Below are 13,766 nucleotides of genomic sequence, written 5' to 3'. Positions count from 1 at the left end.
CGGTGAATGAAGCTTCGATTCCTGACCGTACTGGTCCTGTTTTCGGTTTCTGCTGTTGCCCAGGAAAAAGGCTTTAAGATCATAGAAAAGCCTGCTGAAAAGCGGATCGATATATTGTATAACGACCGGCTGATGACGGCTTACCGCTATGATGATTCCATCATGAAGCCGGTATTGTTTCCTGTCAATACAGTTTCAGGAATTACCATAACCCGCGGTTATCCGCTTGAACCGAGGGCGGGGGAGAGGACCGATCATCCGCACCATGTGGGACTGTGGCTGAATTATGAATCGGTGAACGGACTGGATTTCTGGAATCATTCCACCGCCATAGAACCCGCCAGGAGACCACATTACGGAACCATCTTCCACAAACGGGTGGAATCAAAACAGGCCGGTGAAAACAGGGCGGAACTGGTGGTGCATACGGAATGGAAAAACCAGACCGGTGTTCTGCAACTCAGGGAAAAAACACAGTTTATTTTTACAGTAACCGGATCCAGGCTGGAGATTGACAGAACCACCACACTAACGGCTGCAGATACAAAAGTAATTTTCAAGGATGTGAAAGACGGCATGCTGGCCATCCGCGTGGCGCGCGAACTGGAGCAACCCTCCGGGGAAGCCAGTGAATACATTGATGCCAGTGGTCGGGTGACAAAAGTGGACCAGATGCCCGCTGAAGGTATCACCGGTTTGTACACCAGCAGCGAAGGTATCAAGGGGGATTCCGTCTGGAGCAGCCGAGGCCGCTGGGTAATGCTGAACGGAAATATCAGGAAACAACCCATAACGGTTGCCATGATAGACCATCCCCACAACCCGGGTTATCCCACCTACTGGCATGCACGAGGTTATGGTCTCTTTGCACTGAATCCATTGGGGGCGGCAGTTTTCAGCAATGGGCAAAACAGGATGGATATTGAACTGGTTCCCGGCCAGTCAATTCATTTCAAGTACAGGATTATTATACAGGAGGGAAAAGCACTGACCGCAGGGGAAATGAATACCCTCGCCGATCAGTTTGCTAACTGAATTTACATCCAACGGATAAGCCCTTACCCCAACGTAATTTATTGATTACGTAATACTACTGATGAAGGAGCCGTGATCTGCAATGAATTTTGCATCACCACGAATTAAATTTTATCAGTATGAAAAGAATACCGTTCCTGCACCAGGCGGCCGGCATCCTGCTGCTCTGCGTCACCATGGCCCTGCAGTCCTGCCATAAGGACCCGCTCCAACCAGATTCTCCTTCCGGAACTATTGATCCCACCACCGTTGGAAAGCCGCTCGGCCAGCCTTATACCGAATGGATCGGCACGGAAGGCGGACTGGTAAAAAGTCCGGATGGTGTGGTAGAGATAGATTTCCCACAGGGAGCCTTAACCGAAGAAACCGAAATAGGAATCGTACCCCTGGAGAACACCGCGCCGGGAGGGAAAGGGTTTGGTTACCGTTTAACCCCGCATGGCGGCAATTTTAAAAAACAGGTGACCATCCGGTTTAATTATGGAAAGTTCAGCCGCACCATCGGGCTGTCGAAAACACTGGAGATAGCTTACCAGGACGACAAGGGAGTATGGGTTTGTCCGGGTATGAACACCAATGATACCATTCAAAAGGTCATCTCGGTAAAGACCGATCATTTCAGCGACTGGGCTATCATCAGTAAAATGGAATTAACCCCGTTGGTTAAAACTGTCGGCCTGGCCGAACAGGTGAAATTGACAGCAGTTGATTATGCTAATATTGAGGATGACTGGTACGTTGTGCCATTGACCCAGCCAACCAAGATTGGGAAGGCCGAGAAAATTGCGAATGGGTATATCGTAAAATGGACCCTGCTCGGACCGGGTACACTTAATCCCAATGGGAATGAAGCCACTTATACAGCGCCATCGGTAAAACCAGCCGTATCAACAGCTACTATTGTACTGGAATTAAAAGTGGGTACCATGAAGGTGCTGCTTTTCAGTACCATACATATCATTGAAGATGGTATTTCGCTCAGTATTGACGGCGGTCCCTGGCATAGCTATTCCGGGATGGCTGCCAGGGTACTGGAGGAGGATGGTTTTAATTATTATACCATCAGTGCACTCCGTCTTTCAAGCGATATTCCACAGATCGGGATTCATTGGCGCAGAAGTGGAGGGCAACCTGTTGCCGGCGTATTTCCGTGGTCCATGCTGGGAGATAATGAAAGTGATGTAACCTTTCAATATGCCGAACCTGACCTCGGGCACATGTATGTATCCGTGTATGAAATTGATCCGGATACCCGTGAGCAAAAAGACAGCGGTGGATTTGTGTCAATTGAGGAAACTGTAAAGGATGGGAAGAAATATGTGGAAGGCATTTTCGTGGTGGACAATGCAGGTTACATAAAAAATGCAGAGGATCTGCCACAACTTAAAGTCAGTTCCATCACGGGCACCTTCAAAGTACAACACAGCTGGTAATAAAATTATATAAACAACCTTACAATGAAAAAAACAAGTATCCTGCTGGTAATGCTTACCAGCCTGCTTTTCGCAGCCTGTTCCAAAGAGAACAATGGCACCGGCACAGAAGATAAATATGGCAATTCTCCCCGCAGTGCGGTTCCTGATGCACTGGCGCCGGCTACCTGGTTTTACGGGTCTTTCTCGCCCTTGTCGCACTATGACAATGCAGGGCATGAGCTGGGCAGCGACTGGGAAGCGGCTCGCTCCTACGAAGTAACAAAAGATGGTTTCGCGGAATTCGGCCAGTATCTCGGAACCCGTACGGGATCCTGCGTAACGGAAATTTATTCCCGCCTTAAAGGAACCATTAAGTTCGAGGGCAACAAATTCACTTTCTATCCGGTGGAAGGTAATTTCAAGACCATCCGCCGTGGCTGTTCTTCCAATAACGGAACAACTGAAAGGGTGGCTTCCGGTACCGACCTTGCACCCCAGGTTTATTTGTGGAAAACAGAAGTTTATTCGGGAAATACCTTCCTCTATGTATATGATGTGAATGATACCAATATGGAATCGCTTATTTTCGGTTACGATGTAGTTAAATAATATAGAGTAACTAACGTTAATGGTCAACTGCCACCAATGCTTTGATTCCAAATCAAAGTATTGGTGGTATTTTATTTTTGCATAACAATTAATTGCAGTTCGCATAACAATCCCTTAACAACCTGCTGATAGTTTCGCAAATGAATTAAGAAAAACTCCTTCTCCTAATTACCATAACTTATAATTAGTTTTTATGCAGCAGGCAAACAGCAGGTGTGGCTTGAATAAGCCCTTATGTATTCTATTGTTATTACTAATCGGCATTATTCCAATCAGGGATTTACAGGCGGGTTACATTGGTGGCCACAAATCCGTAATGGCCAATGGTGTCATTTCCGGAACCATCCTTGACAACAGTGGTAGGCCCCTTGCCGGCGCAACCATCACGATAGAAGGAACCAGTCAGTCCACTACCACTGATGACGCAGGAAGGTTTAATCTCACAGCAGAAGCGGGTGAATACACCCTGATCATTAGTTATGTTTCATACAGCCAGTTGAAGCAGGCTGTAACGGTTAGGTCCGGGGAAGCAACGAATGTGAGTTTAACCCTCAAACAAGCCGATCCCGGCCTTGATGAGGTGGTGGTGGTTGGATATGGCACACAAAAGAAAATAAATCTAACCGGTGCTGTGGCCAGCGTGGGTTCTGAAGTACTTGAAAGCCGGCCCTCGCCAAATATTTCAAGGATGTTACAGGGTGCTTTGCCCAACCTTAACCTGAAGATGGTTGATGGCAGCCCCACCCGTGGTGCTGCTTTTAATATCCGCGGAACTACTTCCATTGGTGCGGGTGGTAATGCCCTGGTGCTGATCGATGGTGTGGAGGGTGACCCGAACAATTTGAACCCCAACGATATTGAATCTGTATCCATCCTGAAAGATGCTTCCTCAGCCGCCATTTATGGTTCCAGGGCTGCATTTGGCGTGGTACTGATCACTACAAAGGCTGCGAAGTCAGGCAAGATCAAAGTGGATTTCAGCAGCAGCTATTCCGTAAACAGGCGGACCGTTACCCCAAAAGTTGTTACTAACGGATATGAATGGGCGAAAAATTTTGATGAAGCATTCAATGCATGGTATGATTACAAATCACACCCCATTTCCGTAAACAACATCTTTCCATTTTCACTGGAATATCTCGATGCCTTAAAAGAGCATAATGAAGATCCTTCACTTCCGGAAGTAGTGTTCAATGAAGAAAAGGGCCGCTATGAGTACTTTGGAAATACTGATTGGTATAACGTTATTTATAAGGACCAGATCCCTGCTACCGAACAGGCTGTCAGCATTTCAGGAGGTACCGATAAAGTGAACTACTATGTTTCAGGTCGCTACTATTTCCAGGATGGCATCTTCAATTATAATTCTGATAAATTCAACAAGTATAACCTTCGGGCCAAGGGTGATATCAAAATTACTCCCTGGCTGACCTTCCAGAACAATTTTGACCTGTCGAATTTCAGCTATAAGTACCCGATGTTTGCGGATGGAGACGGTAACGTATGGCGCCAGTTCGAACACCAGGCATATCCGATGGCAGTTATTTATAACCCCGATGGAACTTACTCCCATACAGGTGTGTATACTGGTGTGGCTTCATATATTGAGGGGAACAACCGCTCACAGGAATCCAATGTGTTTGTGCGGAATACTGCTGCATTTATTGCCAGGCCGATCAAAGACCTGCTGACCCTGAAGGCTGACTTTACCTATACCAAAACCTGGAACAAGGAATCGCGTACCAACAACTTTATCAATTACAGCATTGCACCTGGAGTGACCAACCGTTTTGGTCGCAGTCTCCTGCGCCAGTTCAATCAGGATATATCCTATCTCACCTCCAACATCACAGCTGAAGCAAAGAAGAAATTCAACGCGCATGATGTAAAAGTGCTGGTTGGTTATAACGTGGAAACCTCCACCACCAAAAACCTGAATGCACAACGTGATGGTATCCTCATCCCAGGCATGCCTGACTTTAACCTGATGGATGGTTTGAACTATAACATTACTGGTGGTGGTAATGAATGGGCCTACCAGGGTTTGTTCTACCGGGTAAACTATTCCTTTGATGAAAAATACCTGCTGGAATTGAACGGCCGCTATGACGGATCTTCCAAATTCCCCTCCAACCAGCGCTTCGGGTTCTTCCCATCAGTTTCAGCCGGATGGCGTATATCTGAAGAAAAGTTCATGGACTTCAGTCGCGATATCATTGACAACCTGAAACTTCGCGCATCCTATGGTTCACTCGGAAACGGAAATGTGGCGCCTTACCGTTACCTCGAGCAAATGGGTGTGAGTAAGACCACCCTGATCTTAAACGGTGTGCAAATGAATTATACAGCCCTGCCAGCCGTGGTGCCATCCACCCTTACCTGGGAAAAATCCACCACATTTGATCTGGGTGTTGACCTGGCCATGTTCCGCAACAGGCTGAACATCAGCTATGACTGGTACGACCGGAAAACAACCGATATGTTCACGCTGGGTCAGCCTTTGCCTGCTACTTTCGGCGCAACTGTGCCCTATGGAAACTATGCTGATCTTTCTACCAAAGGTTGGGAGATCACCCTCGGATGGAGAGATAACCTGACGCTGGCCGGACGTCCGTTCGAATACAGCTTTAATGGTTCACTGTGGGACAGCAAATCTGAGATTACCCGTTTCAACAACCCGACCAGAACCCTGTCGGCCACCTATTATGTTGGCCACCAGGTTGGTGAGATCTGGGGATATGAAACGCTTGGATTATTCCAGTCTGAAGAAGAGATTCTAAAACATGCCAATCAGAGTTTTATCCAAAACTCCAACAACCGTCAATGGTTACCGGGAGACCTCAAATTTGCCGACCTGAACGGAGATAATGTGATCAACAGCGGCAGGAATACCGTGGATGATCCGGGCGACAGGCGTATTATTGGTAACAGCTCACCTCGCTACCAGTTTGGATTTACCACTGCTGCAAGATGGAATGGTTTTGGTATCTCCGCATTCTTCCAGGGTATTGGAAAACGTGACTGGTATTTTGCTCCCGAGGCAGGTTTGTTCTGGGGACCATATAACCGTCCATACGGTTACCAGCCCCTTACGATGATGGAAGACCTTTGGTCCGAAGAGAATCCGGATGCATATTTCCCCCGTTATCGCGGATATACCGCTCTTGGTACAGGGAGGTCCCTCGGAGCTCCGCAGACACGTTACCTGCAGGACGCCAGTTATATCCGCCTGAAAAGCCTTACAATCGATTATACACTTCCCAAGTCCCTGCTGAGGAAACTCTCCATGACCAATGCCCAGGTATATGTAACAGCGCAAAACCTGTTCACCCGCTCTGGTTTGTTCAGGCATACGGAGAATTTCGACCCCGAAGTAATGGAAAACTCCGTGGGTGATCTCACCAATGGAAACGGCCAGGGTTATGCTTATCCAATGCTGAAAACCTTCACCGTTGGTATGAATCTTTCCTTCTGATCTAAAACTTTGAAACAATGAACAAGAAAAATCTTCTTCTCTCCATATTTTCCGGATTGGTATTGTCTGCTTCCCTCAGCTCCTGCTCCAAGGATTTCCTGGACAAGGAACCATTCGATAAACTGGTGCCTTCTTCCTTTTTCCAAACGGAAAAGGACCTGGAACTTTACACCACATCCTTTTACCAGCGCCAGCTACCCGCCGGTTTGGCTGTGGTGCAGGCTGATGAGATGGGTGAATATACTTCCAAGAATATCTCGCCAACTTTCATTGCAGGATCATATTCAGCAGTGAATGAAGGCAGCTGGAACTGGACCGATCTCAGGAATATCAACTATTTCCTGGAGCGCTATGATAATCCGTCTATTCCGCAGGAAGCCAGGAACCACTTTGCAGGTATTGCCCGTTTCTTCCGTGCATATTTTTATTTTGATAAAGTGAAAACCTACGGTGACGTGCCCTGGTATTCCAAAGCAATGGCCACTGATGACCCTGAGCTTTACAAGAAACGTGATTCCCGCACTCTGGTAATGGATTCAGTGCTGGCAGACCTGAACTTTGCCGCTGAAAATATCCGCGATACCAGGGATGCTACTTCGTCTATGGTTACCCGCCAGGTTGCCCTGGCTTTCAAATCAAGGGTCTGCCTGTTTGAAGGCACTTTCCGCAAATACCATACTGGTATGAATCTTGGCGGTTCTGCCGATCAATGGCTGCAACAGGCCGCTGATGCTGCCCGCAAAATAATGGATGCCAAAAAATACCGGATTTACAATACCGGCAATCCTGCCAAAGATTACAGGGCACTGTTCACCAGTATGAACCCTGTTAATGATGAAATCATGTGGGCACTGGTGTATAATGATGCACTGAGAAGATGGCATGAGATCACCTGGAAATTCAACAGCGCCACTTATGGTGCCCGTTGGGGATTGAACAAACAATTCATAAATACCTACCTCAATACCGATGGGAGCCGGTTCACCGATAAAGTTGGTTATGATACCATCCAGTTCGTAAGGGAGATGGCAGGTCGCGATCACCGCCTGGCTCAGACGGTGCGCTCACTGGGATACAAGCGCAGTGATGGCAGCGCCGCCCCGCCCAATTTCGGTTATACCTTTACGGGATACCATATACATAAATTCAGCCTTGATGACAAACGCCTGGATGGTGTGGCCGAAGCCAATAATTCGATCACCCTTATCCGTTATGCGGAAGTTCTGCTTAACTATGCGGAAGCAAAAGCTGAACTCGGCCAGATGGATGCCGGCGTTTGGGCTGAAACAATTGGCCTGCTCAGGGACAGGGCCGGTGTGGAATCAGCCGTTCCTGAAGCTGCCGATCCCTACCTCCAGCAGGCGTATTTCCCCGAGATCAGCGACAAATTCCTGCTGGAAGTAAGAAGGGAGAGGGGTATTGAACTGGTATATGAAGGATTGCGTTATGCTGACCTGCTGCGCTGGAGAAAAGGTAAACTCCTGGAGATGCAGTGGAAAGGTATTTATGTTCCCGCGAAAGACCTGCCAATGGACCTGGATGGTAATGGAACACCTGATGTGGCTTTTGTCAGCAAAGTGCCTGCCAACAAGATTCCCGGCGTGATCTATTATGTGATCGATGGTGTGGCTTCCCGGCTGACTGATGGCGATAAAGGCCATGTGACCTGGAGAGATGATGAAGTAAGGGTGTTTGACGACAAAAAATACTTCCGTCCCATCTCCAATACAGATATGGTATTGAACCCCGAGCTGGAACAGAATCCGGGCTGGTAATATCATTCACGTAAATCTGTAAATTGTAACATGAGAACAAATAAAATAACGGCACTCCTGTTTGTTTCTGCATTCCTTTGCCTGCAGACTTTCGGACAAACCGCGGAGGAACTGGAGAACAGCAGGTTGAAACTTCCCAATGGATGGTCGCTGACCCCCGTGGGAAAAAATATCCCGCTGGGCGATTTGCCCCTGAACCTGGTCGTTAGTCATGATAAAAAATACATGGCTGTAACCAACAACGGGCAGAGTACACAAACCATTGAACTGATCGACCGTAAAGCGGGTGTGAGGCTGGACAGCATCATCATCCCGAAATCCTGGTACGGACTGGCTTTCAGCAAGGATAACCAGTTTCTCTATGCTTCCGGCGGACACGATAACCTGGTTAGGAAATACCGGGTTGCCAATAACAAACTTCAGTTGGCTGACTCCCTGGTACTGGGCAAACCATGGCCTAATAAGGTTGGGGTGGCCGGACTTGAAATAGATGAAACAGTTCACAACAAGTTGTTCGTGGTAACAAAGGAAGACAACAGCCTCTACGTATTTGACCTGGCAACCAAAGAAATAGTGAACAAAATTTCGCTGGGAACAGAATCCTATACCTGCAAACTTTCCCGTGACAGGAAAATACTTTTTATCAGTTCCTGGGGTGGTGGAAAGATACTGCTCTATGATATCGCCAAAAGCGCCATTGTAGGGGATATACCTGTAGGCAGCCATCCCAATGAATTGCTCCTGAGCAAAAACGGGAAGTATCTCTATGTTGCCAATTCAAATGACAACTCTGTTTCGGTTATTGATACCCGCAACAGAAAAGTGATAGAAATCCTAAACGCGGCATTGTATCCGGATGCGCCCAGCGGGTCCACCAGCAATGGACTGGCTTTAAGTGAGGACCAGAAAACACTTTATGTGGCAAACGCGAACAATAACTGCCTGGCAGTCTTTGATGTGTCGGTTCCGTCAAAAAGTAAGTCAGAAGGCTTCATCCCGGTTGGTTGGTATCCTACCAATGTAAAAGTGGTCGGTAAAACCATCTATGTTACCAACGGAAAGGGATTGTCATCTTTTGCCAATCCGCAGGGCCCCAACCCGGCCCAGAGAGCACAGGTTGTGCTGGGACATGCGGGCGACAGTACCCGCCCGGCCAAAGTACAGTACATCGGCGGATTGTTTCATGGTACACTTAGTATGATCGAACAACCCTCCAAAGCACAACTCAGCGTTTACTCACAGTCGGTGTATAAAAACTCTCCATACACAAAGGAAAAGGAACTGCTTACGGAAGGAGAGGCTGGTAACCCGGTGCCTATGAAAGTGGGGGAGAAATCGCCCATTAAATATGTATTCTACCTGATCAAGGAAAACAGGACCTATGACCAGGTACTCAGTGATGTACCGGGTGGAAATGGTGATTCCAGCCTCCTGCTCTTCGGGGAAAGCATCACGCCCAACCAGCATAAACTTGTAAAAGATTTTGTTCTGCTGGATAATTTTTATGTGGATGCAGAAGTGAGCGCCGACGGCCACAACTGGAGTATGGGCGCTTATGCGAACGATTACCTCGAAAAGACCTGGCCCTCCAGCTATGGGGGAAGGGGCGGCACCTATGGCGGGGAAGGCGAACGTAAGATCGCCAACAACCGCGATGGTTTTATCTGGGAAAATTGTGCGCGGAATAATGTGAGTTTCAGGTCCTACGGCGAATTTGTTGCGGGCAAAACACCCCGCCTGGATGTGCTGAAAGGCAAGGTCGCCAACTTTACTTCCTATAACCTGGGCGTACGCGACACCACCCGTTTTTACGAATGGAGAAAAGATTTTGATTCCCTGGTGGCCATCAATGCCCTGCCACAATTGTCCACCGTTCGTTTCGGCAACGATCATACGGAAGGTATGCGTGCAGGAAGACCAACTCCATTTGCGCATGTGGCCGACAACGACCTGGCAGTGGGAATGTTCATTGATCACCTCAGCAAGAGTCCTGTATGGAAAGAATCAGTGGTGTTCATACTGGAAGATGATGCCCAGAACGGACCCGATCATGTGGACGCCCACCGGAGTACTGCCTATGTAATAGGGCCCCATGTGAAGCGGAATTTTGTTGACCATACCATGTACAGCACCTCCGGGGTTCTGAGAACCATTGAACTGATACTGGGTCTGCCTCCCATGTCGCAGTACGATGCCGCTGCAACGCCTTTGTGGCGGTGTTTTACAGGTGAGGCCAATTATACCGGTTATGATCACCTGCCGGCCAATGTCAACCTGAATGACAAGAATCCTGCCAATACGCCACTGGCTAAATTCTCTGAAAAATTTGACTGGTCCAGGGAAGATGCCGTACCGGATCTTACCTTCAACGAGATCCTGTGGCAGGGAATAAAAGGAACTCCGGCTCCCTCACCGGTGCGTGCTGCCTTCCTGAAAAGAAACCATAAGGAAGACCGTGCCAGCATTGAAATGGATTAACTCCCCAACCCTTAATAACAAAAAAAGAGCTGCCTCCAATTTGGGGGCAGCTTCTGCTTACACGCAACGACCAGAGAAAAATAGGTATTACTGCTTAATAAATTCCACCCTCCGGTTCTGTGATTTACCTTCTCCGCTGCTATTGTCCGCCACGGGTTTCGTTTCGCCGAGGCCATCGGTTTCCATCCTGGAGGCATCGATTTTGAAATGCTGGGCCAGCGTGGTCTTAACTGACTGTGCGCGTCGCCTGGACAGTTCCAGGTTTTTTGCTGCATCACCGTCGCTGTCGGTATGTCCAATGATCTTTACTTTTACCGCAGGGTTTTCATTCAGCACTTTGGCGATTTCTGCCAGTACCCCCGAACTCTCCGGTTTGATGGTGGCAGAGTTTACATCAAAACGGATACCTGTAGTTGAAAATTTCCCTTCAGTGAGCAGTTTGCTGCGCGTATCAGGCGCACCCTCCGCGATTTTTACATTGGTTACGTACATGCCGATCTGGTGTTCCTCATAAATGGAGGATTCAACCTTGTAGGCAAGATGATTGAAATTCGATTGGACCGGCACCACCTGCGGGATGTCAAATATTTTTTCATCGTTGATCCAAAGCCTTAGGCGTTGCTTTTGCACCCAAACAGCCACGTGAATAGGTTTGCTGAAAAAGCGGTCGAGCCTGGGCAATTTTTTTTCGGCACTGGCAAATTGTTCCGATTCATTGACCGAACTGGTGAGGTATGCATAAGAACTTTCTTCCATGGCCGGGCCAATATTCAATACGACCTCTTTTGAACCTGCAAGGGCGAAGAAATAGTCTTTCATGGCATCTTTTCCGGCAGGCAACTCCATCAGTTTGAAGTACACATTCGGGAAAGGATACCCTTCATCTGATTTATAGTGAAGCAGCAGGTCAAACTCGATGGTATAGTTCTCTGACAGTTTCCTGAGGCCGGGAGAAACATAATGGCCGCCGGGAAACATGCGCATCCACTGGCCGTTTTGCCCACCCAGTGAAACAACTTCTCCCTGGTTGTTGGTAAACCATTTCAGTGGAAATTCACCCACCACATCCTGGGAAAAATCTTCCGCAAACAAAAGCCGTTCTCCCGGCACAAAATCAAACCGTGAATACACTTTCAGGTCTTTGTCAGTCGAGTTTCCTGTATCACCTGCTTTTTTACCGCCCTGGTCGCCAGTTTCAGTTTCCTCTACCTCTCCGTTTTTCTTATTCTTCGCTTTTGGTTTTTTGGTGATTTCTTCCTCTGTCTTGTCAATTGCCTTATCCATTCCCTCGTCCACCCGTTGCTCGGCCCTTGCCTTTACCTTGTTTTTGAACCTCCCGGGTAAGTCGGATTGGGACCAGGCTGCCAACGAAGGCAGTAAACCCAACAGAATGATCATTTTTTTCATATCGATGGTTTGTACCTGCAAAGTAATTTCAGTAAAAGCTATGCCAGCTAAGCGGCAATAACGATATTTCCTTCTCCGTAGAATTACGTAGGGGAGGGCTTTCAGGCCGATATTTGCATTTAATTCGGGAAAGCACTAATTTTGCTATGAGGTTCTGATTAAAGAGTGAAACAATATGTGTCCCGACTATCCATCCAAATACTTTAGCGACAAGCGCACCCACTATGCCTGTCTGCTGATTACCCTGGCCGAATCCTCGCTCTGATTCCTTTTTTTGTGCCTGTTAACCTGACTACCCGTCAGCATTTTTCCTGTTTTAATTATTTTTTATGGACCAGTTAGCGAGTTTCATAGCGAAAACAAAAAAACGCTCCACCCATTTTATCGGTTATCCCGGAGCGGTAGATTTTGACTATTCCGAATTATTTGAATTGTTCAAATACAGCCTGAATAATGTAGGTGATCCCTTCGTGGATTCACATACGGACATGCACACACGCAATTTTGAACGGGAAGCCCTCAGTTTTTATGCCGACCTGTTCAATGCGCCGAAAGACAACTGGTGGGGCTATGTGACCACCGGCGGTACAGAGGGAAATCTCTACAGCCTTTATCTCGCGCGCGAGCTCTATCCCAATGGCATGGTGTATTACAGCGAATCAACCCATTACAGCGTACAGAAGAATATCCATTTGCTGGGGATGGAAAGCATCGTGATCCGCGCTCGGGATAACGGGGAGATGGATTACGATGACCTGCGCGAAACCATGCAGTTCCACCGGCAGCAACCGGCAATCATCCTCGCTAATATCGGAACCACCATGACCGAAGCGAAGGACAATATCACCGAGATCAGGTCCATCCTGAAAAAGTTTGCCATCAAGCAGCATTATATTCATTGTGATGCCGCCCTGGCTGGTCCCTACCTGGCACTGATGGGCAGGGGCGGATTTGATTTTTCGCAGGGTGCCGACAGCATCGCTTTCAGCGGGCATAAATTCATCGGCAGTCCCGTACCTTTCGGAGTGGTGCTGGTGAAGAAATCACACAAAGACCGCATTGGCCGTTCGATTCCCTATATTGGTAACCTTGACACCACCATCACCGGTTCGCGTAATGCCATCACACCCGTATTCCTCTGGTATGCTATTAAGAAGATGGGGCGGGATGGTATGCTGCAACGCGCGATGGATGCACTGGATACGGCAGCCTATGCAGTGGAGCAACTCAGGGCAATAGGGGTGGAGGCCTGGCGTAATGAAAATGCGCTTACTGTGGTATTTCCGCAGCCTTCCGAAAAGATCTGCCACAAATGGCAACTGGCCACAGATGGCGCTATCTCGCACCTGATCTGTATGCCGGGCGTTACCCGCGGACATATTGATGCATTCATAAAAGACCTGGGCAATGAACCTGCACAGCTCTTGAGCCAGATCAGGCCGATCGATTTTGTGCTGAATTAATATTGCCTCACTGTACTGTGTTCAACCTACGGGTTGGTCAGCCTGCCGTTTTCTTTGCGTGAAACCCGGATCAGGTCTGGGCCACGAATAGAATGTTTGATTTTTGTAA

At 48.0% G+C, this 13,766-nt stretch carries 8 protein-coding genes; 7 read left to right on the top strand and 1 reads right to left on the bottom strand.

Going from position 1 to position 13,766, the window contains the following annotated elements:
- Positions 1-6: 6 nt before the first annotated feature.
- The 6 genes from BC349_RS01225 (at position 7) to BC349_RS01200 (ending at position 10,787) form a co-directional block, all read left to right on the top strand.
- Positions 7-1,035, top strand: coding sequence for a DUF6807 domain-containing protein (locus tag BC349_RS01225; RefSeq protein WP_187254931.1), 1,029 nt, complete (start codon positions 7-9; stop codon positions 1,033-1,035).
- A gap of 119 nt (positions 1,036-1,154) precedes the next feature.
- Positions 1,155-2,468, top strand: a complete 1,314-nt coding sequence (locus BC349_RS01220; protein WP_187254930.1) for a hypothetical protein — start codon at positions 1,155-1,157, stop codon at positions 2,466-2,468.
- A gap of 24 nt (positions 2,469-2,492) precedes the next feature.
- The gene (locus BC349_RS01215; protein ID WP_187254929.1) at positions 2,493-3,059 is read left to right on the top strand and encodes a hypothetical protein; all 567 of its coding nucleotides are present in this window, start codon (positions 2,493-2,495) and stop codon (positions 3,057-3,059) included.
- A 193-nt stretch (positions 3,060-3,252) separates the two neighbouring features.
- On the top strand, positions 3,253-6,534 hold the full coding sequence (locus BC349_RS01210) for a SusC/RagA family TonB-linked outer membrane protein (RefSeq protein WP_187254928.1): 3,282 nt from the start codon (positions 3,253-3,255) through the stop codon (positions 6,532-6,534).
- Between the two features lie 17 nt (positions 6,535-6,551).
- Positions 6,552-8,309, top strand: coding sequence for a RagB/SusD family nutrient uptake outer membrane protein (locus tag BC349_RS01205; protein ID WP_187254927.1), 1,758 nt, complete (start codon positions 6,552-6,554; stop codon positions 8,307-8,309).
- A gap of 30 nt (positions 8,310-8,339) precedes the next feature.
- The gene (locus BC349_RS01200) at positions 8,340-10,787 is read left to right on the top strand and encodes a beta-propeller fold lactonase family protein (RefSeq protein ID WP_187254926.1); all 2,448 of its coding nucleotides are present in this window, start codon (positions 8,340-8,342) and stop codon (positions 10,785-10,787) included.
- Between the two features lie 87 nt (positions 10,788-10,874).
- Here BC349_RS01200 and BC349_RS01195 read toward each other — a convergent pair whose 3' ends face one another.
- Positions 10,875-12,194 (bottom strand): OmpA family protein, encoded by a 1,320-nt coding sequence (locus tag BC349_RS01195; protein ID WP_187254925.1) that lies wholly within the window; start codon positions 12,192-12,194, stop codon positions 10,875-10,877.
- A 329-nt stretch (positions 12,195-12,523) separates the two neighbouring features.
- Here BC349_RS01195 and BC349_RS01190 point away from each other — a divergent pair, with 329 nt between their 5' ends.
- Positions 12,524-13,657: a histidine decarboxylase gene (locus BC349_RS01190; RefSeq protein ID WP_187254924.1), complete on the top strand. Its 1,134-nt coding sequence runs from the start codon at positions 12,524-12,526 to the stop codon at positions 13,655-13,657.
- Positions 13,658-13,766: the final 109 nt, after the last annotated feature.

Source organism: Flavihumibacter stibioxidans, assembly GCF_014332695.1.
Taxonomy (GTDB): Bacteria; Bacteroidota; Bacteroidia; order Chitinophagales; family Chitinophagaceae; genus Flavihumibacter; species Flavihumibacter stibioxidans.
The sequence above is the reverse complement of the archived record's forward strand: the minus strand, read 5'-3'. Positions and strand labels throughout refer to the sequence as shown.